Origin of the sequence: Vibrio sp. Vb0598, from assembly GCF_033338935.1 — a bacterium.
Lineage (GTDB): Bacteria > Pseudomonadota > Gammaproteobacteria > Enterobacterales > Vibrionaceae > Vibrio > Vibrio alginolyticus.
Window position 1 is genome coordinate 85,485 of sequence record NZ_JAWOTP010000014.1, and the last position, 25,377, is coordinate 110,861.

General features: G+C 45.2%; 21 protein-coding genes and 1 riboswitch. Of the genes, 6 read left to right on the forward strand and 15 right to left on the reverse strand.

Annotation, left to right across the window (positions count from 1 at the left end; all coding sequences use genetic code 11):
- Positions 1-26: 26 nt before the first annotated feature.
- Both R7Q38_RS15085 and chrA read right to left on the reverse strand, forming a co-directional pair.
- Positions 27-1,142: a phosphatase PAP2 family protein gene (locus tag R7Q38_RS15085; protein ID WP_137282333.1), complete on the reverse strand. Its 1,116-nt coding sequence runs from the start codon at positions 1,140-1,142 to the stop codon at positions 27-29.
- A gap of 113 nt (positions 1,143-1,255) precedes the next feature.
- Positions 1,256-2,395 carry a chromate efflux transporter gene (chrA, locus tag R7Q38_RS15090; protein WP_239938367.1) on the reverse strand — a complete coding sequence of 380 codons (1,140 nt, stop codon included), beginning with the start codon at positions 2,393-2,395 and terminating at the stop codon, positions 1,256-1,258.
- A gap of 112 nt (positions 2,396-2,507) precedes the next feature.
- On the opposite strand from chrA, the gene R7Q38_RS15095 reads away from it, so the two are divergent.
- Positions 2,508-3,425 carry a LysR family transcriptional regulator gene (locus tag R7Q38_RS15095; protein ID WP_394630758.1) on the forward strand — a complete coding sequence of 306 codons (918 nt, stop codon included), beginning with the start codon at positions 2,508-2,510 and terminating at the stop codon, positions 3,423-3,425.
- 169 nt (positions 3,426-3,594) lie between these two features.
- Here R7Q38_RS15095 and ebgR read toward each other — a convergent pair whose 3' ends face one another.
- Entirely contained in the window at positions 3,595-4,581 is a 987-nt protein-coding gene (gene ebgR, locus R7Q38_RS15100; protein WP_054728371.1) for a transcriptional regulator EbgR, read from the reverse strand.
- A gap of 427 nt (positions 4,582-5,008) precedes the next feature.
- Here ebgR and R7Q38_RS15105 point away from each other — a divergent pair, with 427 nt between their 5' ends.
- A complete protein-coding gene (locus tag R7Q38_RS15105; protein ID WP_054728374.1) occupies positions 5,009-5,596 on the forward strand; it encodes an outer membrane beta-barrel protein in 588 nt (195 codons plus the stop codon).
- 38 nt (positions 5,597-5,634) lie between these two features.
- On the opposite strand, the gene R7Q38_RS15110 is transcribed toward R7Q38_RS15105, so the two are convergent.
- Entirely contained in the window at positions 5,635-6,186 is a 552-nt protein-coding gene (locus R7Q38_RS15110) for a gamma-glutamylcyclotransferase family protein (RefSeq protein WP_005380184.1), read from the reverse strand.
- 182 nt (positions 6,187-6,368) lie between these two features.
- Between R7Q38_RS15110 and R7Q38_RS15115 the strand changes: the two genes are divergently transcribed.
- Positions 6,369-7,553: an NnrS family protein gene (locus R7Q38_RS15115; protein ID WP_213886687.1), complete on the forward strand. Its 1,185-nt coding sequence runs from the start codon at positions 6,369-6,371 to the stop codon at positions 7,551-7,553.
- 73 nt (positions 7,554-7,626) lie between these two features.
- Here the strand turns inward: R7Q38_RS15115 and R7Q38_RS15120 are convergent, their stop codons facing one another.
- From R7Q38_RS15120 to R7Q38_RS15140, 5 genes are all read right to left on the reverse strand, one after another.
- Complete coding sequence (locus R7Q38_RS15120) at positions 7,627-8,580, reverse strand: CorA family divalent cation transporter (protein ID WP_005380188.1); 954 nt, start codon at positions 8,578-8,580, stop codon at positions 7,627-7,629.
- A gap of 275 nt (positions 8,581-8,855) precedes the next feature.
- Complete coding sequence (gene glpD, locus R7Q38_RS15125; RefSeq protein WP_186584701.1) at positions 8,856-10,415, reverse strand: glycerol-3-phosphate dehydrogenase; 1,560 nt, start codon at positions 10,413-10,415, stop codon at positions 8,856-8,858.
- A 176-nt stretch (positions 10,416-10,591) separates the two neighbouring features.
- Positions 10,592-11,383: a DeoR/GlpR family transcriptional regulator gene (locus R7Q38_RS15130; protein ID WP_005380192.1), complete on the reverse strand. Its 792-nt coding sequence runs from the start codon at positions 11,381-11,383 to the stop codon at positions 10,592-10,594.
- Between the two features lie 158 nt (positions 11,384-11,541).
- Positions 11,542-13,059, reverse strand: a complete 1,518-nt coding sequence (gene glpK / locus R7Q38_RS15135; RefSeq protein ID WP_005380193.1) for a glycerol kinase GlpK — start codon at positions 13,057-13,059, stop codon at positions 11,542-11,544.
- A gap of 59 nt (positions 13,060-13,118) precedes the next feature.
- Positions 13,119-13,973, reverse strand: a complete 855-nt coding sequence (locus R7Q38_RS15140) for an MIP/aquaporin family protein (RefSeq protein ID WP_005380195.1) — start codon at positions 13,971-13,973, stop codon at positions 13,119-13,121.
- Between the two features lie 895 nt (positions 13,974-14,868).
- Between R7Q38_RS15140 and glpT the strand changes: the two genes are divergently transcribed.
- Positions 14,869-16,233 carry a glycerol-3-phosphate transporter gene (gene glpT, locus R7Q38_RS15145; protein ID WP_005380199.1) on the forward strand — a complete coding sequence of 455 codons (1,365 nt, stop codon included), beginning with the start codon at positions 14,869-14,871 and terminating at the stop codon, positions 16,231-16,233.
- A 56-nt stretch (positions 16,234-16,289) separates the two neighbouring features.
- Positions 16,290-17,345: a glycerophosphodiester phosphodiesterase gene (gene glpQ, locus R7Q38_RS15150; protein ID WP_005380201.1), complete on the forward strand. Its 1,056-nt coding sequence runs from the start codon at positions 16,290-16,292 to the stop codon at positions 17,343-17,345.
- An 88-nt stretch (positions 17,346-17,433) separates the two neighbouring features.
- Here the strand turns inward: glpQ and dapD are convergent, their stop codons facing one another.
- The 5 genes from dapD to R7Q38_RS15175 all read right to left on the reverse strand — a co-directional run bounded on the left by dapD (position 17,434) and on the right by R7Q38_RS15175 (position 22,207).
- Positions 17,434-18,465 (reverse strand): 2,3,4,5-tetrahydropyridine-2,6-dicarboxylate N-succinyltransferase, encoded by a 1,032-nt coding sequence (gene dapD / locus R7Q38_RS15155; protein ID WP_005391708.1) that lies wholly within the window; start codon positions 18,463-18,465, stop codon positions 17,434-17,436.
- Positions 18,466-18,789: 324 nt separating this feature from the next.
- Positions 18,790-19,773: a GGGtGRT protein gene (locus R7Q38_RS15160; RefSeq protein WP_239938536.1), complete on the reverse strand. Its 984-nt coding sequence runs from the start codon at positions 19,771-19,773 to the stop codon at positions 18,790-18,792.
- A gap of 23 nt (positions 19,774-19,796) precedes the next feature.
- Positions 19,797-20,489, reverse strand: coding sequence for an iron-sulfur cluster assembly scaffold protein (locus tag R7Q38_RS15165; RefSeq protein ID WP_009707467.1), 693 nt, complete (start codon positions 20,487-20,489; stop codon positions 19,797-19,799).
- Positions 20,490-20,621: 132 nt separating this feature from the next.
- Positions 20,622-20,696, reverse strand: a riboswitch (Fluoride riboswitch).
- Positions 20,697-20,852: 156 nt separating this feature from the next.
- Positions 20,853-21,152, reverse strand: coding sequence for a YebG family protein (locus tag R7Q38_RS15170; protein WP_005386503.1), 300 nt, complete (start codon positions 21,150-21,152; stop codon positions 20,853-20,855).
- Between the two features lie 128 nt (positions 21,153-21,280).
- Positions 21,281-22,207, reverse strand: a complete 927-nt coding sequence (locus R7Q38_RS15175) for a LysR substrate-binding domain-containing protein (RefSeq protein WP_318114275.1) — start codon at positions 22,205-22,207, stop codon at positions 21,281-21,283.
- Positions 22,208-22,316: 109 nt separating this feature from the next.
- Between R7Q38_RS15175 and R7Q38_RS15180 the strand changes: the two genes are divergently transcribed.
- Complete coding sequence (locus R7Q38_RS15180) at positions 22,317-23,291, forward strand: TDT family transporter (protein ID WP_085569832.1); 975 nt, start codon at positions 22,317-22,319, stop codon at positions 23,289-23,291.
- A gap of 75 nt (positions 23,292-23,366) precedes the next feature.
- On the opposite strand, the gene R7Q38_RS15185 is transcribed toward R7Q38_RS15180, so the two are convergent.
- Positions 23,367-25,190 carry a DUF3413 domain-containing protein gene (locus R7Q38_RS15185; protein ID WP_047102631.1) on the reverse strand — a complete coding sequence of 608 codons (1,824 nt, stop codon included), beginning with the start codon at positions 25,188-25,190 and terminating at the stop codon, positions 23,367-23,369.
- Positions 25,191-25,377: the final 187 nt, after the last annotated feature.

Consider the following 25,377-nt stretch of genomic DNA (forward strand, 5'->3'; position numbering starts at 1 on the left):
GCAAAGGTGTTTGTTCAATTAGCCGTTCATTCTCTTCTTTCAGGGTAAGAAGCATAGCGCCGTAAAGCCCAACCAACTATCTTCCATAACATCACCGTCAAGAGTGTTGCGAGGTAGCCATCAATCGCATAATGCCAAGCTAAATGTACCGAACCGATTTGAATGATGACTGCGAAAGCGTAGGCAAAGTAGCCGATGGTTTTGTTGAGTCTATAAATTGATAGCGCCATCAAAACCGCAATGGAAACGTGCAAACTAGGCATTGCCGAAATGCCAGAGCCAATACCATTGGCATTCGCGATGTACTCATCCCAAAGATATTGCTGTGTAGGCAATGCCCACAATTGCCCAGCGTCCACATTGGTAAGATATTGGCTTTGGGCTTCGAGCGTTTTCATCAGAGGAACAAACTGTTCATCTCCAGTGATAAGCTCCACATAGCAAGGGCCTGCTGAAGAAAGCAGCGTGGCGAAGAAGACACCAAGAATCATCCAAGACAATGCGAACGTGAGTAAAAACTGTTGCCTTACCAACGGGTATTTTTTGTAGATAAGGAAAAAGATGAGTATACCCCACATACAAAAAAACCATGCGTTGTAGGCTACATTTAGCCCTAATGAGGCCCAAGCATTGGAGAATAATGCATGGGTCAACTCCCACGGAGCAACGCCGAAGTGTAGCAACGAATCAATATTCGCAAAGGTCAGATCCCACTTGAACGGATTGATGATTGGAATCAGCGATTTCAAAAACGTGTGGTTAGAGAAAATCAGGTTGAGTGCCATCATCGAAACAAACACTGATACAGGTCGGTACAGCGGAAAAATAAGATGCTTCAGTTTTTGTATGAATCTTTTTGCCGGCTGCTTTTCTTTGCGCAGTATGAGATAGAAATAATAGTAGATACACCAGCTTAAACCTGTGACATACAAAGCTTGTATGAGCGTTTCAAGGTAAGTGGTAAAAGAGTAATCGATAGGGAAATCGAGATACAAAGAACAAAGATAAATGACAGCAGTCGAGATAAAGCAATAGGTGTAGAAAATCTTATCGTTCAATAACTCATTCTTTACTGATGTGAGTAAAGCCGACGCTTTTTGCTGCCAGCTAAGGTTGAGCTCGTAATTGTTGTCTTGTTCCATTGATGATCCGTCATCTCTATCCTTCCAATATCATTAAGCTTAGTTGAGAAAACGGGCACTCGTATTTGAGTGCCCGTGGTTTATCTGGATTCAATAGTTGGCGTATCAGCAGGCTAAATCATGCCCGTGACAAGGCCTGCCGCCACAAAAAACACGATCATCCACAGAACCGATAGGTTGAGCTTTTTGTGTAGATAAAAACCTGCAACCACTAACGCCATGTCGATGGGAGCAACAACTGCGCTGCTAAATACTGGCTGGTAAAGTGCCGCGAGTAGTAACCCTACTACCGAGGCATTTACACCGTTGATGGCGCCGGAGACCAGCGGTTTGCCTGCCAGTGCTTGCCAGTTCTTAAGAACGCCAAGTAGTAAAAGAAACCCAGGGAGGAATACGCCAAGCGTTGCGATCAGAGCGCCTAAAATTGGCGTATCCGAAAGCTCATAACCGATAAAAGTAGCAAAGGTGAACATTGGCCCCGGTACAGCTTGTGCAGCGGCGTAGCCTGTTAAAAATGCATCTTGGCTGAGCTGGTCGCCAACAATGTTTTGCAGAAGCGGCAGAACCACATGACCGCCACCAAACACTAAGCTACCAGCTTGGAAAAAATCACTAAACAGCCCAAGCAAAGGTAACGTATGAGCCACTAACGGTAAGCCGAGTAAAAGCATCGCAAATAGAGCTAATGGCGCGATAGACGGTTTAAACGACTCGGCTGATGGCGCGGAGTCTTTCTTCAGATATCGCATTCCGACAAAACCTGCTGCGATCAACACGAACATTTGCGTCATGATGCTTGGTGCCACCAGCAACGCAATCGCAGTCGCGACGCACAAACCCGCGGTCAGTTTACTTTGGCAGAAGTTTTTGTACATGCCCCAAGTCGCATCCGCCACGACGACGACTGCGAGCAGTTTTAGGCCGTGAACGATGTTTTGGAACACTGCGGTGTCGGTGATTTGGCTGCTCACCATCGCCAGCGCCAACATGATGACCACTGAAGGAAGCGTGAATCCGACAAATGCTGCGCATGCGCCATCTAAACCGCCACGTTTATAGCCTAAAGCAAAGCCAACTTGGCTTGAGCCCGGTCCCGGCAAAAACTGACTGAGCGCGACAATTTGCGCGTACTCGCTGTCATCAAGCCATTTCAGTTTCTCAACAAAGGTTTGGCGAAAATAACCAATATGAGCCGCCGGGCCGCCGAAGCTGAACCAACCCAGCCAGAAAAAAGTTTTGAATATGGTGAACATGTCGAGCCTGTTTATCTAAAAAGCATTGTTGCTAATTTATCGAATGCTCTAAAATGACTCAAATTGATGATTTTAATTTCATCTATGAATGAAATGGGATGAGGATGTTGGAGTGAAAGAGGACATTCAGTGGCGCAACATTGACTTGAACTTATTGGTGACGTTTTCCTACTTGTATCGCTATCGAAGCGTTAGCGTCGCGGCAGAGAAAAGTTACGTTAGCCAGTCGGCGATGAGTCATAGTTTGTCTCGTTTAAGGTTGTTGTTTGACGACCCGCTTTTTGAGCGAAAAGGGCACAAGATGGAGCCCACCGAGCACGCTCACCACATCGCGCCAACTGTGCATCACTTGTTGGATTCTATCGCCAAAGACTTGCTCACTAAGTCTGCCTTCCAACCTGAAAATTACGCGGGTGTATGTCGCATCGGGTTAACGGATTATGCCGAGTTTATCTTTGCTCCTCGGCTTTATGACGAAATACGCCAGCGCGCCCCAGAGGCGCAGATCAGTTTTATTAACGTCAATCGTAGCAACTACGTGGCATTAACTGAGCACGAAAAGCTCGATGTCATTATTGGCAGCATGCCGGTGTTGGATGACAACTTTGAGAGCTTGTACTTGTACACCGAAAAACACGTGTGCATGTGTGATAAACAGGTGTTGAAAGGGGAAACACAGCTGTCTCTGGAAGCGTTCGCGAACATCGAGCAAGCTCTGGTAAGTCCCGATGGGAGCTTAAAGACACAAGTAGACCAAAAGCTTGCAGAACATGGCTTGAGCCGCAAAGTCACCGTGGCGTCGCGCAACTTTCTCACTATTCGGCATCTATTGAAAAAACGCGATCTCATTGCCATCGTGCCAGAAAAAATGGCATTGGCGGAGGGCTTTTCGGACGATCTCGTTACCGTTAAGCCGCCGATCGCCGTTGCGGATTTTGATATTGCTATGCTGTGGCATTCCAGCCGAAACAATGAAGACAAAGGCATTTGGCTACGCGAGTTGGTTTCTTCGACCATCACCTCTAAATGATAAACATTTGGGGCACTCATGGTGCTTAGAGTGATTTGTTGTTGAACTTCTTACTACCCGCTGAGTTATCGGCGTTATACCGAAACAGTACTGATTGAGCAAAATGAATGTCTTTGGTTGGGGGGGATGTTCCAGATTTAATTCATAAAAGAGATTAATGGAAAAGGTATCATTGAGTTGTACCACGTAGTTTAAGCTCTGTTTGCACGTATACATGAAGAGGTCGTAAGCGTCCATCTCGGTATTTTTCCACCAGTAAGTTCACTCCCTGAGTTCCCATCAACTCAGAGTGAATACGAATTGTAGACAACGGCGGAAAGGTAAAGCGAGCAGTAGGAATATCATTCATACTAATCAACGTAATATCCTCTGGTATCTTTAAGCCAAATTCATGGATTGCACGTACTATGCCAATCGCGATGGAGTCTGAATCAATGAATACTGCTTTCGGGAAGTCACCTATGGCTAGCATCTCTTTCGCTAAGTTATAACCGGACAAACTAGAGCAGGAACAATAGTGTATATCTTGTTCTGCGACCACGCCTTTTAGATAGCCATAGTCCAAAAACACATTTTCACGAATGTCAGCTGCGTCGGGCTTGTTTTGACCGCCAATATAACCGATGCGGCGGTGGCCTCGTTGTACAAAGAAATCAACTACTTGCCTACTGATTCGAATAAGGTCGACATCAACGCAATCATAAGGGCAGGTTGGATCTGAAAAGTTTATGTAGCAGATGCTATCGGCTAGACGTTTAGGTAATTTATCTACTACCTTTTGGTCGACATTTCCGACTAAAAGGACACCTGTTATCTTTTTCGTTTCAACATCAATTTCACTGTTATAGCAATTGGTTAGCGTAATACCTAGTTTGTCGCATTGCGTTTCAATCCCATGACGAATTGATAAGTAGTAAGGGTCATTCACCTCTGTTTCTTGTTTGTAGTTATATAAGGCTAAAAAGTGATGTTTTTGCTTAACTTCTTTGATGCCTTTCTTCGAGCTACTGGTGCGGTACTCCAGTTTTTCTGCAATTTCCAAAATGCGGTATTTGGTTTCTTCTTTAACGCTCAACGTTGGGTCCTTGTTCAAAACCCGCGATACGGTTGCAAGTGAGACACCCGCTTCAATGGCGATATCTTTTAGCTTTGCCATGTAAATTTCCCGTCGGCACTGCTCACTGCCCAAGTGTGAGCTCAATAATCTGACTATTTTAAACAGCTACTTAGAGATGCACAAACCTTTAGTAAGACAGTCCTAAACACTTTAAATCATCATATCAAGCCAACTTGTTTTCATGAAATAGACTCTATTGAGTAATAAATAAAGCCGTAAACGTAAGGATTATATTGCTGTAAAAATACTGAAAAACGCGACTGGTTTGGAAACTTGCTACTTGTGGTAACTCTAGTACTTAATAGGAGTCGAGCTGTTTAGAGTTTAATCAAGCAAACGTTTTATTGTTCATGTTTATGTTTTGTGTCTCATTTTATAAACAAATCAATAGGAAAGTATTCAACTCTATTTATAATCTCCGCGCTTTTAAAAGCTGTCTAACAGTATGAAAAATTAGGAAATTATAATGAAAAAAGTATTGCCATTATTGGCTTTAGGTGCAGTGGTTGCTTCAGCATCAGTTCAAGCAGAAGGTAACTGGTATGTTGGTGCTGATTTGGTAAATTCAGATCTTAAAGTTAAAAGCTTGTCAAAAGATTTTTCTGCGACAGGTCTTAGCCTTGCTGTAGGTAAAGAGCTTCAATATTCAGAAAACTTCAAACTAGCTTTTGAAGGTGAGTACATATACTTTGGCGACTTTGAAGAAACATTTTCTTACATGGGGTGGCCGGTTAAATTTAGTGTTGATGCTTCTGCGTTCAATTTCAATGCGAAGCCTAAATACCAATTTGCAGGTACAGGCTTCTATGTTGGTGCGATTGCTGGCCTTGGTGTAATGAGTGTTTCTTATGAAGTGAAATCATCTAGCACTGTTACCGATGATGGTCGTGATGTAGGCTTTAACTACGGTGTTGAGGCTGGTTATGAGTTCGCTTCAGGTTTGGTTGTATCTGGTGGCTACCGTGCTTCTTCGGTAAGTATTGATGCCGAAAACGGTGGCAGCGAAGATTTTGATTTTGACAGCCTGTACGTTGGTGTTGATTACAAGTTTTAAGCTCGCGTAAGCAAAACATAGATACTAAAAAGGAGCCGTTAGGCTCCTTTTTTTATTAGATTATCAATCAACTCGTAATGATGCTCTTGCACGCCTGCAAGGTTGCCATATTTGGGTTGATGGCGGTCATTTTCTTTCGCGTGTTGCCAGCCAATGGTGTGACGCACAAAATGCTCTGCAAACGCGTGGGAAACTTCCAAGCAACCTGCCAGCACGGTATCAACATAACTTTGCATGATTGGGCTCTTTGCGCATGGTGGTAGTGGCTCGTCTTTTACGTAAACCCAAATGTCATGTTCTTGGTTAAAACTCGCATCTGTTTCGATTTGATCTGGCTGAAGTTGAATACGATGATAACCTCGCTCACGGCGGTCGAATTCTGCGAGCGCTTCTTCATTTACTTCGAGTAAAACGCCATTAACCTGTCCATCGCCTTGGTTCACCACTAATGGAGAGAGGCTGTAGCTGTCGTCAATCTTCCCCCAGTAGCGAACCAACCCATGTGCTATGACGGGAATGGCTTCTCCCGTTTGTCCGGTTAACTTACGCGACGCAGAATTAATCAAACTGCCATAGCCAAATATGTACATTGTCGTTGCATCCCTTAACTGATAGTTGTGCCTCTCATGTTTATACCTAACCGGCATCTGAAGCACAACTTTACCTCTTAAGTATAATCTTAATTATAAACATGTATTTTCTATACATGTTTATGGTAGCATCAATATGTAGTTGAGTTAACCAGCATCGAGAGACGCTTGAGGGCAAGATAATGCTGAATATCACCGATAAAAAAGTAGAAGAAAAAATCCCCGCATGGCTGCGATTAGGCTTTCGGCCGTTTTTTCTGTTTGGGTCGATTTACGCCATTGTTGCGATTGCGTTATGGGTGTGGATGTTCCAAAGTGGGCCGCCAAGCGCATTGGCCGTGCCTGCATTGTGGTGGCACGTACATGAAATGTTGTTCGGTTTTTCAATGGCCATTGTAGTTGGCTTTGTACTGACCGCGGTACAAAACTGGACTGGCATTAATGGTACCAAGCATTACATGCTTCTGGCTTTATTTGGCTTGTGGTTAGTGCCCCGCATATTGCTTTGGACACCAGCACCGTTATGGTTAACCAGCAGTATCGAAGCGGTATTTTTACTGTTTGTCGCCTATGAGGTGGGCATTCGTGTGTATCGAGCCAAAGGTTGGCGTAATTTGTTTTTCGTTCCACTGTTTCTTTTGGCCATCTTTGCGAACTTTGCAAGCTACGCAACGATAAAAGGTATGCCGCCCTTTAGCTCTTCAGCGGTGTGGCAAGCAATGCTGTGGTGGTTTACCTTGCTGTTGTCAGTGATGGGCGGACGTGTGATTCCATTTTTTACTGCGCGTCGATTTAATTTCGAAAAAGCGCAACCATTGGCTTGGTTAGAGTGGCTCGCGAATTTGCCGTTGGTAATGCTATTTGTGCTGAGCTTTTTCCCTGTGACGTTTGCAGAACTAGGTAGTCCTTTGATGCTATTTGCAGGTGTTGCTCAGTTGGTGCGTTTTGTTCGCTGGAAACCTTGGTTAACCCTGAGCGAGCCTTTAGTGTGGTCGCTGCATGCTGCGTATTTGTGTTTACCACTAAGCTTCATTTTGCGAGGCGTCTGGGGAGATGCATTTGCCAGCCATAACCTCATTCACCTGTTTGCGATAGGTGCGTTAGGCGGTTTGATTTTAGCGATGATTGCACGGGTGACGATGGGACATACTGGTCGCATGATCTACAAAGGACCAAACATGAGCCTTGCGTTTGCAGCAATTACCGCGGCAGCTTTGGTTCGCAGTTTCGCCGTGATCTTTGACCCAGCGAACATGATGCTGTGGATTGATATCAGCGGCGGATTATGGATTGTTGCGTTTGGGCTATTTGTGTGGCGCTTTGGTGTGATGCTTGTGACCCCTCGTGTGGATGGTCACCCCGGATAAGATTCTAATGTGAGTAGAGAAAAGAGGAGCCGCGTGCTCCTCTTTTGGTTTTTGTTCTTTATAGGTTTAGTGTTTACTCGTCTTCGTCGTCCGCTTTATTCGTGAGCCCCAAGCGTTTAAATAGCCACCACTCTAGACCAAAAATGACAATTAAGGCGATGCAGAACCAGGTGAATGCCATGGTGGAATCCACGCCTGGCATTCCACCAACATTGATACCGAGTAAACCTGTTAAGAAGCTGGTTGGTAGAAAAATCGTTGCTACCAAAGTAAACAGGTAACTGTTTTTATTGGTTTTCTCATCACGATGATGTTTGATCTCTTCTTGGAAAAGCGCCACTTCTCCAAGATAAAACTCAAGTGTTTCATTTATGCGCGTAATATTATTGTGTGCGAAGCGATATTGATGAGGTCTCAAAGCAATCAATTCTGATTCTGACTCCACAAGATCACGGATAGCGTACTGCTGAGGGCGAATAAAACGCTTGATAGAAATCAGTGCTTTTTGAGTCGCCATATGTTTGTACGTCGACTCATCATTCACGTCGAACTGGTTTAGTGTTTCTTCAATCGTATCAAGGTAAATGTCTATTTTACTGTTTAATCCTTCAATGATCTGATGAAGTAAACTGGCAAGACTTTTTGGGCCTTTGTGTTCCGCTAATGCTTGGCGAATCTCCATGATCGCGCGTGATGGAATTTTACGAGTTGAAATGAGTGCGCCTTGAAAGTAGAGAATTCGAATACTAAGCATATCTTCTGGTGATGCATTGCCGTTCATATTGACGCCTCGTAAAATCAACATGAAGTTCTCGTCATCCAAAGGATGGAAAGATGGTCGGCTTTCGTCGGCTAATAGATGATCAACCGTAGCTCGAGGTACTTGGTTCTGCTCCAGCCAACCACGAATATCAGGATGCAGCCGTTCGCAATGGTACCAATGCTTAGCTTGAATTTGCTCTGCCGTGGTGGATTGTTGAGTTGCTTCTGGGGTTGAGAAGTCCCAATGTTCAATCATAAAACCCATTTTCTTTTCCTTGTTTGAGCCGATACCAAAATAACCTCAAGATACTTCTTTCGCGAGAATTGCATTGCCATACAGAGGCAATTCTCTGAGTACGGTACTCTGAAGTCATTGATGCATTATTTTTCAAATGAGTATGATTGTATTTAACGCCAAATGTCTATGAATAGTTGTTCTTATTTGCAATCGAGTGGAGCGCACCAAGGTGTTGTGCTTAAACAACAAAACAAAAAGCCTGCAACTAAGCAGGCTTTATTGTGGGGGAGGGAGGGGAGCTGTTAGCCAACTTGAGAAAGATTAACCACTTTCTGTTGTAGCTTTTTCTTTAAATAGTCCGTTAAGGCCTGTTTTTCTTCCTCGTTCATGTAAAGACCAAGCTTAGTACGGCGCCATAAAATGTCTTCATCGGTCATTGCCATTTCATGGTTCATTAAGTAATCGATCTCACGTTGGTAAACACCACCTGCTTGTGCCGAGAACGTTTGTCCTAAGTCAGCTTCACTTGTTGTGCCTTCCATTAAGTTCCAGGTTTGGGTACCAAACTGTGTGACATAACGAAGAATCAATGCTTCTGGCGCCCAAGTGTATTTAGCGTGAATTTGTTTAGCTAATTGTTCACGACTACAGCTGAAGTTACCACCAGGAAGGGTTTGGTTGGCCGTCCAGTCTTTACCCATTTCAGGTAGGAACGGAGCAAGTTTCTTCATTGCTGCTTCACCTAACTTACGGTAGGTCGTTAACTTACCACCAAAAACAGAAAGCAGAGGTGCATGGTCGTATTCCGCATCGAGCTCTAGCGTGTAGTCTCGTGTGATTGCTTGCGGAGAGTCAGATTCATCGTCACATAAAGGACGAACACCGCTGTATGTCCAAACTACATCTTCGCGAGTCAACTGGTGGACAAAGTGTTGGTTTACGATATCAATGAGGTAATCGACTTCGTCATCTGAGATCGACACTTCACGTGGGTCACCTTTGTATTCCACATCTGTTGTACCAATGATTGAGAACTTATCTAAGTAAGGAATCATAAATACGATGCGATTGTCTTTGTTTTGAAGGATGTAGGCTTGCGGTTCGTTGTGGATACGAGGAACAACGATGTGCGAGCCTTTGATTAAGCGAATGTTACGAGGAGAGGCTTGCTCTAATCCATCATCAAAGAACTGTTTTACCCAAGGCCCCGCAGCATTGACTAACGCTTTCGCTTTACGTTCGAAACGTTGGTTTGTCATCACATCGTGAATAGTAACGTGCCAGATACCACCTTCACGGTGTGCTTTTTCCACGCGGCAGTAGTTACGCACTTCAGCATGGTTTTCGCGAGCCGCAAGAACGTTCAGTAATACTAAACGTGCATCATCAACCCAACAGTCAGAGTATTCGAAACCCGTTTTCATTTCTGGTTTTAGCAAGCCAGATTTCGCAAGGTTGACGGTTTTACTGCCTTGCAGCGTCGTACGTTTACCCAAATTATCGTAAAGGAAAAGGCCACAACGAATCATCCAAGCTGGGCGTAGGAATGGGCGATGCGGTAAACGGAAACGCATTGGTAGTGCGACGTGTGGTGCTTTACGAAGAATAACCTCACGCTCTGCGAGCGCTTCCGAAACTAAACGAAACTCGTAGTGTTCAAGGTAGCGTAAACCGCCGTGTATCAGTTTAGAACTTGCTGAAGAAGTCGCAGATGCGAAGTCATTTGCTTCGTATAAGCCAACACTCAAACCTCGGCCAGCTGCGTCTGCTGCAATACCAGCTCCGTTAATGCCGCCACCGATTACGATCAAGTCTAAGGTAGTGGATGAGCTAGTAGTGGAAGCATTATTTTGTATACTCATAAATTTGACCCCTTGGTGAGCGAACGAGCATTTTAGAACATAATGTAATCCTAGCTCAGCTTTCGTTTGTGATCATCTATTATTTTCGTTTGTGAGCGTTTTGTGTGATTTAGACACAAAAAAACCTCTGTCTAATTAAGACAGAGGTCATTTGAGGGGGAGTTATACGATTGACGTTACTCGTTTTCGGAGTTTGATTCGTTAGCTTCAACCACTTCAAGTGGGATAGAAGCTTCCTTCAAAATTGACAAGATTTCTTCTGGTGGCTGCTTATTGGTAAAGATCATGTTGAGCTGTGCAATATTGCCTAGTTTTACCATAGCATTGCGCCCGAACTTGGTGTGGTCTACGGCAAGAAATACACTACGGCTATTGTCAATGATCGCTTGTTTGACCCGGACTTCGTGGTAATCAAAGTCTAATAGCGAGCCATCGAAGTCGATACCGCTAATGCCGAGAATGCCAAAGTCGAGACGGAACTGTTTAACGAAATCGAGGGTAGCCTCGCCAACAATACCGCCGTCTCTGCTGCGGACTTCTCCACCCGCTAAGATGACTTTGATTTCAGGGTTAGGGAAAAGAATGGTCGCAACATTGATGTTGTTGGTGACAACACGCAACTGTTTATGGTTTTTATTGAGCGCTCGCGCAACTGCTTCTGGTGTGGTGCCGATATCGATGAATAGTGTGGCACCATCTGGAATGTGTTTGACTACCTCGTCTGCAATGACATCTTTTTCATTGAAGTTGAGCGCTTTACGCGTGTTGTAAGATGTGTTTTCAGAACTGAGAGGAATAGTGGCTCCACCGTGATAACGACGAATTTTGTTGTCATCGGCGAGTTCATTGAGATCGCGTCGGATGGTTTGTGGGCTGACATTGAATCTTTCTACCAACTCATCCGTGCTGACATAGCCTTGTTTTTTCACCAGCTCAACAATCTGCTGGTGTCGAGGTATTTGCTTCACTTACCACTCCCTTGTGCATTGGTAACGGCCAATGCTTCAAATTCGAAGCTCTATTGTGCTCGAATTTGCTCGTTGTGAGAAGTAAGCGAGTTCAGGAATCGGGGATAAAGCGCAAAAAGAGCGCACAAATGGCGCTCTTTTTTCTTATGGAGATGAGATTAATCTTCTTCGTCGTGAAGTTCAGACCAGGTTTGTGCACATTTCACTGCACGCTTCCAACCCTTGTAACGACGATTGCGTTTTTCTTCATCATCGTGTGGCTCAAAGGTGCGATCAAGTACCGCTTTATTCTGCAACTCATCAATGCTATCCCAGTAACCAACTGCAAGGCCGGCAAGGTAGGCTGCACCAAGAGCGGTAACCTCAGTTACTTGAGGGCGGTGTACTTCTGTGTTCAATACATCGGATTGGAATTGCATGAGGAAGTTGTTCGCTACTGCACCACCATCGACGCGAAGGTTCGCAAGCTTAATGCCTGAGTCAGCTTGCATCGCATCCAGTACGTCACGAGTTTGATAAGCGATGCCTTCCAATGTTGCACGGATGATATGGTTTGAATTCACACCGCGAGTAAGGCCGACAATCGTGCCACGTGCGTAGGCATCCCAGTATGGTGCGCCTAAACCAGTAAATGCAGGCACGACATAAACGCCGTTTGATGTATCCACTTTTGTCGCGAAGTATTCAGAGTCTTCTGCACCGTTTAGGATTTTCAATTCATCGCGTAGCCATTGGATAGAAGCTCCACCCATGAATACGGCACCTTCAAGTGCATAAGCTGGTTCGCCTGCAGGACCACAAGCCAAAGTTGTTAGAAGACCATGTGTCGAAGTGACTTTTTCTTGGCCCGTATTCATTAGCAAGAAACAACCCGTACCGTAAGTGTTTTTCGCTTGACCCGCTTCAACACACATTTGGCCGTAAAGCGCCGCTTGTTGGTCACCTGCGATTCCAGAAATAGGAATACGAGTACCGCCTTTACCACCGATGTTGGTTTTACCGTAAATTTCCGATGAGCGCTTCACTTCTGGCATCATAGATGCTGGGATGCCAAGCTCATCTAACATTTTTTGATCCCAACATAGATCGTTGATGTTAAACAGCATGGTACGCGATGCGTTAGTGTAGTCGGTTACGTGAACGCGACCTTGAGTCATCTTCCAAACTAACCAAGTATCGACAGTACCAAACAACAGCTTACCTGCTTCTGCGTCTTCTCGTGCGCCTTCAACATTGTCCAGAATCCATTTAACTTTGGTACCGGAGAAGTAAGGGTCAAGCACCAAACCAGTGTTGTCACGTACATAGTTTTCGAGACCGCGTGCTTTTAAATCTTCACAGATATCAGCAGTACGGCGACATTGCCATACAATCGCATTGTAAACGGGTTTACCTGTTTCTTTGTTCCAGACGATGGTCGTTTCACGCTGGTTAGTAATACCGATAGCCGCTAATTGGTCGCTACGGATGCCAGACTTAGCTAGAGCTTCTACTAAGGTAGAGCTTTGTGTTGCCCAGATCTCCATTGGATCATGTTCAACCCAACCAGCTTCTGGATAAATCTGAGTAAATTCGCGTTGCGCGACGCTTACGATGTTCGCATCATGATCAAGAATCACTGCGCGAGAGCTTGTTGTACCTTGGTCTAGGGCAACAATGTATTTTTGCTCAGTCATGGTAAGAATCCTTTTGTTTCGTTATTTATATTTTAGTAAATGTTCGAGTTACGTCAGTTTTAAGCTCTAGCTTCTTCTGTTTCTTCTTCCGTCTCACATTGGTTTGGAATCGTACAACCGTGGCCTTGTTGTGGAAGGTAAGCTGCAATCGCTTTTGGATACAACCAACCTCCAAAACATGCACCTGCAATCGGAGCAAGTAAAGGCACGATAAAGTAAGGAATGTCCTTAGCACCTGTCAGAGCGTAATCCCAGCCTGCGAAGTAAGCGAACAGCTTCGGTCCAAAGTCACGAGCAGGGTTCATCGCAAAGCCTGTTAGTGGGCCAAGTGAACCACCGATGACGGCAATCAAAATACCGATCAATAGAGGGTTCATTGCGCCACGTGCCGCGCCGTTATTTTCATCGCCCAGAGCCAGAATCGCAAACATCAGTACAGCAGTGATAACGAATTCCACAGCAAAAGCACCAAAGAAAGAGAGAGAGGCATGCGGATAAGTCGAGAAGATACCAGCAGTTGCTAGTGCATCTTGGCTGCTGCGAACGAAGTTATGAGCGATTTCGTAGTCGGTGAAAAGGTTGCTGTATAAGCTGTATACCAATGCAGCAGAACAGAATGCCCCAAGCATTTGAGCGATAATGTATGGCACCACTTTCGCCTTATCAAAACCATGAAACATAGCAAGTGCGATGGTAACGGCAGGGTTGATGTGTGCACCAGAGACGCCAGCCGTACAGTAAATAGCGATGGCGACACCGAAGCCCCATACAATACTGATTTCCCATTGTCCAAATGATGCGCCTGTTAGAACTAAGGCTGCAACACAGCCTACGCCGAAGAAAATAAGTAGTCCTGTACCGATAAACTCGGCCAAACATTCTCCGAGCAGAGAGGGGTGTTTGTTCGTTGTCATGTTAAAAGTCCTTTGATCATTTTTGCCTGTCTAGCACGATACTATTGTGCATATATAAACGTTTGCGAAAACAAACGAGCGTTAAAAATGAGCGTTTGAGCATAAATTTGTTAATCAAAGTCTTCGTTTTTGTTAAATGGCGCATCTTTTAACCGGAAAAGAACACAACGAAAATAATTTATTTGTCACGAGGCCAGTGTTGAGAGCGCTCAAATTACCGATGTGAAAAAGAATGCACAACTGGTAAGAGGAGTTTTGTGAAGCTGCTACGTGCTTGGAGACTTATTGCACAGAACTTGTGTAGCAATTAACCCTAAAGGAGTAGCGGAATGTCAAATGTATCAAGGGATAGCAGTGAAGTAAAAAATACGCTGTCATGTTTGGACTTTTAGAAAAAATCGTCATCCCATTGGTACCAATAGGATGAGTTGAGAAGAGAATAAACGCTGTTAATGTCTTGTGTTTGTGAATCATTGCTTCGGCTTGTATTCAAATAAAAATTGTTTTTTTATTTCGTTTGATGCTAAACGTGATCGTTTTTCAGCTTTTTAGTTATTAGTTGGTTCGGAGCGAGTAGGGCAGGCGTAAATCGCCCTTTTTACGGTTAGTTTATGTTCTAATTCGAGCCTTTGTTTCAAAGGTTTCGAATTGGAATGCTCAAGTGAGAGGTTTGAATATCAGTTTCATATTAACGAATCTTGAGTAAAGTTGAACGATGATCTAATTAATGCTCATATAATTTACTGTATTTACTTATATTTAATCCATGTGCAACATTTGTCACAGAAATAAAATCCTAACTCCATACAATTCATGAACTTTCGAACGAAGATTTATTTTGTTTCGTTCGCTCCTTTTGTGTTTTTACCATCGCATACAAAATAATGAGGTTCCTATGTTTGGAATATTCAAACCTAAGGCGCACATTGATCGTCTGTCCCCTGGCAGCATCGATAGCACCTACTCTCGCCTCCGTTGGCAACTCTTTATCGGTATCTTTGTTGGCTACGCCGGTTACTATCTAGTTCGTAAAAACTTCAGTTTGGCGATGCCTTATCTTATCGAGCAAGGCTTTAGCCGCGGAGACTTAGGTGTCGCCTTGGCAGCTGTTTCCATTGCATATGGTCTCTCTAAGTTTCTAATGGGCAGCGTTTCAGACCGCTCCAACCCTCGCTATTTCCTTAGTGGCGGCCTATTGATGTCTGCATTAGTGATGTTTTGCTTTGGCTTTATGCCATGGGCGACTGGTAGCGTCACTGCGATGTTCATTTTGCTTTTCTTAAACGGTTGGTTCCAAGGGATGGGGTGGCCTGCTTGTGGCCGAACCATGGTGCACTGGTGGTCACGTAAAGAGCGTGGTGAGATCGTTTCGGTTTGGAACGTGGCGCACAACGTGGGTGGTGGCTTGATTGGTCCACTATTTATTCTTGGCCTGTGGGCATTTAACGATGATTGGCGCACTGCATTTTATGTTCCTGCATTTTTCGCCACGTTGGTTGCTGTGTTTGTTTGGATGACGGTTCGCGATACCCCTCAGTCTTGTGGTCTGCCTCCTATTGAAGAATACAAAGACGATTACCCAGATGACTATGACAAGTCCCATGAACAAGAAATGACAGCGAAGGAAATCTTCTTCAAATACGTCTTCAACAACAAACTTCTTTGGTCGATTGCAATTGCAAACGCATTTGTTTACCTAATTCGTTACGGCGTACTGGACTGGGCACCTGTTTACCTAAAAGAAGCGAAGGATTTCTCGGTAGATAAATCGTCATGGGCTTATTTCTTATACGAATGGGCTGGCATTCCAGGAACACTATTGTGTGGTTGGATCTCTGACAAATTGTTCAAAGGTCGTCGTGCACCTGCTGGTATCTTATTTATGGTGCTAGTGACAGTTGCAGTGATGGTTTATTGGTTTAACCCTGCAGGCAACCCAACAGTAGATATGATGGCGCTTATTGCAATTGGCTTCCTAATCTATGGTCCGGTTATGCTGATCGGTTTGTACGCACTTGAACTCGCTCCGAAGAAAGCCGCAGGTACTGCCGCTGGTCTTACTGGTTTGTTTGGATACCTGGGTGGGGCAGTTGCCGCAAACGCGATTTTGGGCTACACCGTAGACCACTTTGGCTGGGATGGTGGCTTTATCATCTTAGTGGGTTCTTGTATTACTTCTATCGTGTGTTTGATGTACGCCTTCTTAGGTGAACGTGCTCACCACGAGCAAAAAGAGCGCGAGAAGGAAGCGCTAGCGTAATATTTATTTAAAGAGGCAGTGGAATACTGCCTCTTCGCTTTATCAAGGAAATAACAATGAAAACAAAGTCAGTATGTCTTACTTTTTTAGCACTTAGCCTCTCTGCTGGTGCGATTGCGAAGCCGCTTGTCATTGCGCACCGTGGCGCATCGGGCTACTTGCCTGAGCACACGCTAGAAGCCAAAGCACTTGCTTACGCAATGAAACCTGACTACATAGAGCAAGATGTGGTAATGACGAAAGACGACCAGTTGGTCGTGTTGCATGACCATTATCTCGATCGCGTAACGGATGTTGCGGAGCGTTTTCCTGATCGTGCACGTAAAGATGGTCGTTATTACGCGATTGATTTCACTCTGGCGGAAATCAAATCCTTGCGAGTTACCGAAGGGTTCAACATCGATGAGAAAGGCAACAAAGTAGCGGGCTATCCAACCCGATTCCCTATGTGGAAATCTGATTTCACCGTGCCGACGTTTGCTGAAGAGATTGAGCTGATCCAAGGCTTAAACAAAACGCTGGGTTATGACATCGGTATTTACCCAGAAATTAAAGCGCCTTGGTTCCATCGTCATGAAGGTAAGGACATTTCTAAAGCAGTACTTAAAGTCTTGAAGCAGTACGGTTACGGCTCTCAAGACGACAAAGTCTACCTTCAGTGTTTTGATGCGAATGAACTTCAACGCATCAACAGTGAACTCATGCCTGCAATGGACATGGACTTAAAGCTCGTTCAGCTTATGGCTTACACGGACTGGAACGAAACTATGGTGTACAAAGGCGACAAGGCAACACCATACAGTTATGACTGGATGTTCGAAGCCGACGGAATGAAGAAAGTAGCGAGTTACGCGGAAGGAATTGGACCTTGGAAGCCGATGCTGGTGGATGATAAGTCAACCAAAGACAATATCATCATCAAGCCGTTGATGAAGGCTGCAAAAGACGCTGGCTTGCAAGTGCATCCATACACGTTCCGCGCCGATCCAGGACGCATTCCAGCGTACACTGACAGCTTTGAAGGCATGATGGATGTGTACTACAACCAAGTAAAAGTGGATGGTTTGTTTACTGATTTCCCAGATAAAGCGGTCAGCTTTTTAAATCAGTAATCAGCACTCACGCATTTTGCTTTAAGCTAAAAAATCCCCCAACAGTTTCCTGCTGGGGGATTTTTCGTAGGGCTAATTCACGAATGAATTAGTTGTTTTTATGCAGTTCGCTGTTCAGTTCAACCGCGCTCTTGTTTGCAAGACACTCGATTTGACCTGTTACAGAGTTACGACGGAACAGTAGGTCAGAAACACCAGCAAGATCACGGGCTTTCACTACTTCTACTTCTTGACCAGCAGAATCTAGCATGCGCACTTTAGAACCAGCGGTTACGTACAGACCTGATTCGATAGTACAACGGTCACCCATTGGGAAGCCAAGACCTGCGTTCGCGCCTAGTAGCGAGTTTTCACCGATAGAAACAACAACTTTACCGCCGCCAGATAGCGTACCCATGATAGATGCGCCGCCGCCGATGTCAGAGCCGTTACCAACCACTACGCCAGCAGAGATACGACCTTCAACCATGCTCACGCCAGTTGTACCCGCGTTGAAGTTGATGAAGCCTTCGTGCATTACCGTTGTGCCTTCGCCAACGTGTGCGCCAAGACGTACGCGAGAAGTGTCAGCGATACGAACGCCAGTTGGTACCACGTAGTCCACCATTTTAGGGAACTTGTCTACGCAATCTACGCTTAGTGCACGACCCGCTAGGCGAGCTTCGATTTGACGCTCTGCTAGTTCAGGTAAGTCGATAGGGCCTTCGTTAGTCCATGCGATGTTGTGTAGTAGACCGAAGATGCCGTCTAGTACCGTGCCGTGCGGTTGAACTAGGCGGTTAGAGATAAGTTGAAGTTTTAGGAAACCTTCAGCAACGCTTTGTGGCTGCTCGTCAGTGGCAAGGATAACCAGTACAAGTGGTTGTGCTGATTCTGCTGCTTTTGCTGCGAAAGATGCGTTTGCCGCATCGCCGTTTGCTTCAAATGCTGCTGCCAGTTCTGCGCTTTGTGCTGCAGAGATCTCGATAGCTTGGTTGCCTTGCTCGTAACCTGCTACTGCTGCTAGTGCGTTAACAAGCGCTTCGCTTGGGTTAAGAACTGGGTTTGGGAAAAACGCTTCGATGATTTTGCCGTCGCGGTTTTTAGTTGCCGTACCAAAGGCTAGAGAGAAGAAAGCCATAGTTGATCTCCATGTGTTGAGTCTTGTGTCTCGTCTGTTCACTGACAAGAAATAATTAAGTTGTCAGTCATCATAAAGAGAGTATTGGGGAGTTTAAAGAGGGGAAATGGAGAAAGTCCGTAGATGGATACCTTTTGTCTTTTTAGAGATATGTTTGTCTGATGAGAAATGTGTCGCAAAAGCCTTATCAGACCGGTTTGGGGTAAAGACAAAGTGAAGTGGGAGAAGGGAGCATCGCAAAAAATAAGGGGAGGACCGAAGTCACTCCCCCTACACTGGGTTTGTTGGATTTACTGGCTTTGGGTAGTAAAGCGATAAATCGACTTAGAGGCTTAGCTCACCGACCTCTACTGCAAGTGCAACCGTTGCACCTACCATTGGATTATTGCCCATACCGATGAAGCCCATCATTGCTACGTGTGCAGGTACTGAAGAGCTACCCGCGAATTGCGCATCGGCGTGCATGCGACCCATGGTATCGGTCATACCGTAGGATGCAGGACCTGCCGCCACATTATCCGGGTGTAGAGTACGACCAGTACCACCACCTGATGCAACTGAGAAGTAAGGCATGCCTTCACGGTTACGTTCCGCTTTGTAGATACCTGCTACAGGGTGTTGGAAGCGAGTCGGGTTGGTTGAGTTACCTGTGATGCTCACATCCACTTGTTCTTTATGCATGATAGCCACGCCTTCACGCACATCGTCTGCACCGTAGCAAAGGATCTCACCACGTGGACCTTGGGAGAAACGGCGACGTTCTACTTCCACTAACTCACCAGTTTGGTAGTTGTATTGAGTACGTACGTAAGTGAAACCATTGATGCGTGAGATTAGGTAAGCGGCGTCTTTACCCAAACCGTTCAGGATCACTTTCAACGAATTTTTGCGTGATTTGTTGACGTTCAATGCGATTTTGATTGCGCCTTCTGCCGCTGCGAATGACTCATGACCGGCAAGGAAAGCGAAACAGCCACTTTCTTCATTCAGTAGACGAGCCGCCAATGCACCGTGACCGATACCCACTTGGCGTTGCTCTGCGACGCTGCCAGGTTTTGTGCAGGCTTGAAGGCCTTCACCGATGATGTTTGCAGCTTCTTCTGCTGTTTTTGCACCGCGGAAAATCGCCAAAGCAGTACCCAGTGTGTAGGCATCGGCAGCGCTTTCAAACGCGATAGGTTGAGTGTCCATCACCAGCGCTTTAGGGTCGATACCACGATCCATACAGTATTGGTAAGCCTCTTCCAGAGAAGAAAGTTGCATTTCGTCTAATGTGCGACGTACAGATTCAGTAATTGGAGTGTTCATAATCTCTTTCCTCTTGGTGGCAATTATTGTTGGCGTGGGTTGATGGTAGATACGGCTTCGTCAAAACGACCGTAAGTCCCCGTTGCTTTGTCTGCGGCTTCTGCTGCAGATACGCCTTCGTTGATGGCTTTCATCATCTTGCCTAGGTTGAGATATTGGTAACCAATCACTTCTTTGTTTTCGTCTAGTGCGAGTTTTGTTACGTAGCCTTCAGCCAATTCCATGTAACGCACGCCTTTTGCTTTGGTTGAGTAGCTAGTACCCACTTGGCTGCGTTGAGTTTGACCGAGGTCTTCCAGTGCCGCACCAATTTCCAAGCCGCCTTCAGAGAAAGCAGATTGAGTACGACCGTAAACAAATTGAAGGAAGATTTCGCGCATCGCGACGTTGATAGCATCACATACCAAATCGGTATTCAGTGCTTCAAGAATGGTTTTACCGGTTAGGATTTCTGCGGCCATCGCTGCTGATTGAGTCATGCCTGAACAGCCGATCGTTTCGATCAAAGCTTCTTCGATGATGCCGTTTTTGACGTTAAGGGTCAGTTTTGCTGCGCCTTGTTGAGGAGCGCAAGCACCAACGCCGTGGCTAAGACCAGAAATCGCGATAACGTCTTTTGGATTGATCATTGCGCCTTCAACAGGGATCGGTGCAGATGCATGAAGATCGCCGCGTTGAATCGGGCACATTGATTGGATTTCGTGTGAATATTGCATAATGTTTTCCCAGTGTATTTTTATTTTTTGAGAAAACAGGAGCGGGGTTGGAGAAGAGTTGAATTGCTCACTACAGAACTCTTGCTTTCACAACACAGGCGAAAGCATTTCCAACAGGGCTGACCTGTTTTCGTTTCTGTAGGAGTCATTAGCTTTAAAGCGGTTCGAATCTTTCGATTCCGGTGGTACCCCATCACCGAACCCATTTAGACTAGATCTAAGTCACACTAATCTGCAACATGAAATTTAGAGCAATTTGGGATATTAAATCGGTTCTTTATATTCTCAGAGATATATGGAGATAAACGGAAGGAATAAAAAAACGCCGCATAATGCGACGTTTTTTCTAAACAAATGAGAGGTTTATGCAGCGTCTTCTTGCTCGCTATCTTCTTCAACAGCTTCAAGCTTCTTTGCTTTTTTTGGTGCAGGTTTACGTTTTGCACCCAGAGCGTAAAGCACTTCTTCTTTGTTTTGCGCAAGGTACATTGCAAGATCTTCTTGCTTACCTTCGTCTTCTAGAAGTTCACTTTTACCCAGCAGTGAGAATAACTCGTCTGCCATATCCAGCATTTTGTCGTATGCGTCAGCTTCCGCTTTAGAGGTAAAAGTCATTTTCTCTTCTCCATTGCGTTCTACCACGTACTTGACGATTACAGCCATGGTTGGTCCCCTAATTTGGTGTATTGATACTGGCTTTTTATACAGTTTTTGACCAATCAAGTCTAGCGACAAGCCTCAGAATGAGAGACACGTACAACTAACTGACTAGCATTTAAACTATCTTGGTTTCACTTTGCGGATTTATTCCCCAAAGGAAGGTTTGTTGGTCGCTCCCAATCTTGGCAAAATTCGATAAACGTTCTGAGCAATGGGCTTTGATATTTCTCTTTATGAACCAGTAACCAGAAGCGACGTTTCATATCTAAAGGCATGTCGAGCAGTTTTACGCGGCCGTCACGAATAGCAGGTTCTGCAGACAAACGTGACAAGCAACCTAAGCCTAACCCTGCCGATACTGAGTTGATCAGCGCTTCGGTGGTATTGAGCTGAAAAGCTTCATGCCAATGTTCCAAGCGCGGCGCGACAACGCGCATAAAAAATTCGCGTGAACCAGATCCCGCCTCTCGCAATATCCATTCACTGTTTTCTAGCTCGGTTAAGTTTACTGGCCCTTCGTGCGCGGCTGGGGAATCGGGCGCGCAAATCACGCACATTTCATCTTCGCTAAACTGGGTGGACTGCAATTCAGGGTGAAGTGTTTTGCCTTCAACGAGGGCTATGTCTAACTCGTAATCGGTCAGCATGTCGCAGATTTGTGCGGAGTTAGAAATGAACAGGCTTTGAGATCGATGGTTCGTTTGCTGACGAAATTCGCTAAGCAAATAGGGCGCGACTTGGTTGCCAATGGTGTCGCTGGCACCAATGCGAAGTTGGCCCGATAGCGCTTGGTCACCATCGAAAATGCTCTCGATGTCTTTGGCTCGGTTGAGTAACTCATCCGCCAGTGGTAGCAGTTTTTGACCTTCTTGGTTCAAAATCAGTCGGTTATTAACACGATCAAACAAGTGATGGCCGATCTGTTTTTCTAATTCTGAGAGTGCCATGCTCACTGCGGCTTTCGATAAAAAGAGACTATCAGAAGCTGCTGTGAGCGTTTTGTGCTGCGTGATCGTCGTAAACACTTTCAGTTGTTTAAGAGAAATGTGACTTGCCATACCCCACCGTTAAGTAATTCTGAACGTTTGTTTTAAATAATTAGATATATCGGAACGAAGTGCAAGCGTATTATACGTCCCATCAAGAGTGAGTCTGGTTGAGGTCATCATGATTCAAAGAACAAAAGCAAAAGTAATGGGAGCGCCAACTCCAATGGCGGGTTTGGCTCTTGGTATTGCAAGCTTGGGCTGGAGTTGGGAGAACTTCGCCGAATTACATGGCTACGGACAGTGGATTAGTGCGGGTATCGCGAGCGTATTATTGGCTATATTGGCAACCAAGTTTTTGCTACATAATCATCTATTGAGACAAGATCTTGCTCATCCGGTTGTGGGCAGCGTGGTTCCGACATTTGCGATGGGCACTATGGTGGTATCGAACTCTCTCGGCCATTTTTACCCATTAGCTGGCGATGCGCTTTGGCTGATTGCGGTGGTTTTGCACATCGTGTTCTTGGTGAGCTTTGTTTACCATCGCGCCAAAGATTTTGAACTACACCACATGGTGCCAAGCTGGTTCGTACCACCAGTGGGTATTATCGTTGCAGACGTGTCTTTCTCAGGTAACCCAGTGCTTGCACCTATTGCACACGGTGCGTTGATCTTCGGTATGGTGGCTTACGCGGTGATGTTGCCAATGATGATCTACCGTTTCATGTTCACCCATGAAATTCCGGATGCAGCGAAACCAACAATGGCAATCATGGCAGCGCCAGCAAGTCTATCATTGGCAGGGTACTTAACGGTCACTGCGACACCATCACCAGTGATCATCGCTATGCTATTTGGTATCGCGGTATTGATGACAGCCATCATCTACTTAGCCTTCTTTAAATTGCTAAGACTGCCATTCAGCCCTGGCTATGCAGCGTTTACCTTCCCGATGGTGATCGGTGCGACGGCGCTGTTTAAAATGGCGAATTGGATGGAGTTGCAAGGATTGGCTGCGCACTATGTTCAACAAGTACGAGGCTTAGCTGGTCTTGAGTTGATTGTGGCAACATTTGTTGTCTCTTATGTGGCTTTACAATACATCAACAACTTATTGATTCAGCCACGCTTGATGCACGCTCATCACGCTTAAATAGCAGAGAGGAAAAAGCCTCTTGGTCTTACAACCAAGAGGCTTTTTTATTTCAATCGGCGTCGATGTTGGACGTTAGCCTTTTTTGTAAAATCGCGACATCTCATCCAGAGAATGACGAATGATATCGACAGGAACTTTCTGTTCTTTCTCGACCTTTAACTGGCGATTCAGTTGCTGAGAGTGCCCGCCAGGGTTGACCACAAGCATCAGTTCTTTGCCGACCAATGCATAGTTGTAGTAGCTGCCTGCAATATACCAATCGCGAGAGGCTGAGCTATCAAACAAGTTATGACCAACGCTGTATGAACTCGTTGTGCCTTGAACGTCAAACAGCGTATTCATCATGGTTGGCACGACGTCAAAATGGGTCGTGCGGTAATCAACTTGCTCTGGCTGACGATTTGGCATGTACACGTAAAGAGGCACATGTACTTGAACGTCACTGTAGTTACCCGTGTGGCCCCAATAGTTCATCTTATGGTCATTAAACTCTTCACCATGATCTGATGAAATCACCACAATGGTATTGTCTAAGTCGACGTTTTTCAGCACATCACCAATCAAGCTATCGATGTAGTACAACGAGTTCTTGTATCGATTGTGGTAAAGCGAAGCGTCAAAATCGTTGTTGAGCAAAATGTGGTCAACGCGTTCCCAGTATGGTTTGAATTTCGCAAATTCAGGTTCAGGAAACACCGTGCCGTGGGCGGCATCGTAGAACAGAAAACCAAAGTACGGCTTGTCGCTATCCTGCTTTTGGAACTCGATGAACTTGTCTGTTATCTGCTGATCGCGCTCGACAGCTGTTTCCCCAGTTTGTTTCAGGGTCAAGTCCGACACTTTTTTGAATACCGTGCGAGAAAGTGGCGGGCTGGTGAGCGGTGCCGAGCCAAAAATGCCCATGCGGTAGCCTTCTGCTTGCAGCGTATCCATAAAAACAGGAGAGCGTTGACTTGCGTAAAAGCTTTCCCAGTAGGTCGCTGGCAAGCTGTAAAACAGGCTGAAAATACCCGCTTGAGTTGAGTTGCCGCCGCTCATATGTTGTGTGAAATTCACCGTTTTTTCGGCGAACTTGCTGACATTTGGCATGACTTCCGGCGTCGCATCACTGTAGCGCCACGCGTCAACCAAGATAAACAAGACATTGGGCTGTTTCTCTTTGCTTTGCACTTGAATCGGCGCAAGCGGATAGTTGAGTGAGCTACGTTCAATGTTGGTTAACTCTACGCGGTTCTTCGATGCAATGTTCTCATCCACTAGGTCGTGTTTGTAAATAAATTTACGAGCCGTCAGCGGGTAGTAAAGTGGCCAGTTATTCGAAAACTGACTGACTTCATCGTCGTAAAGTGCGTTTTTGTACGCATGAATCATCTGCGTGCTAAGCAATACAGCAAACCAGACGCTGATCAAAACGAACTTAGCTCGGCTTTGTGCCAGTTGATTACTTACCCAAACGGTACAAGCGAGCCCGATCACCAGAACGGCAATTTCACTGATGAAGATTAGCCAACTCATCCACGAAATATCGAAGACATCACCACCACCTTCGAAAAACATACGGATTAATAGAGCGTTGATGTGAAGTTTGTATTGCTGAAAAACGAGGATATCGACTTTAAACATGATCAATAGACAGATCGCGATAGCGATCACGATACCTTTGAATGCTCGAGTCGGTAGAAAAGAGAGCAATAAACTCAACAACATAAATGGAAGAGCGATCAAGCCCAGCCAGCCATATTGAGTCGAAACCAAATAGTAACCTTGCAACAAGGTTAGCGGTTCATTCTGATTGTTAGACAACACAAAAGGATAACAAGCGATCGACAGGTACACTGCAAAGCAAGCAAAAAAAGCAATCAGCCAAGCGCTGTTGGAAGACAGTTTGCGAAACATACTTTTTGTTTGTTTATAAATTATGGGTAGAGGGAGTATAAAACAGTGTTTTTTATTATGGAATAGTTGCGACGAATGTCACATTTTGTATGGAAGTGTCAGACTTGATTGACATGTGAAAATTCAGAAGATTCATACTCTATTTGAGTGATATATAACCTTTTGTTTTTTCCGAACGCGAGATCAC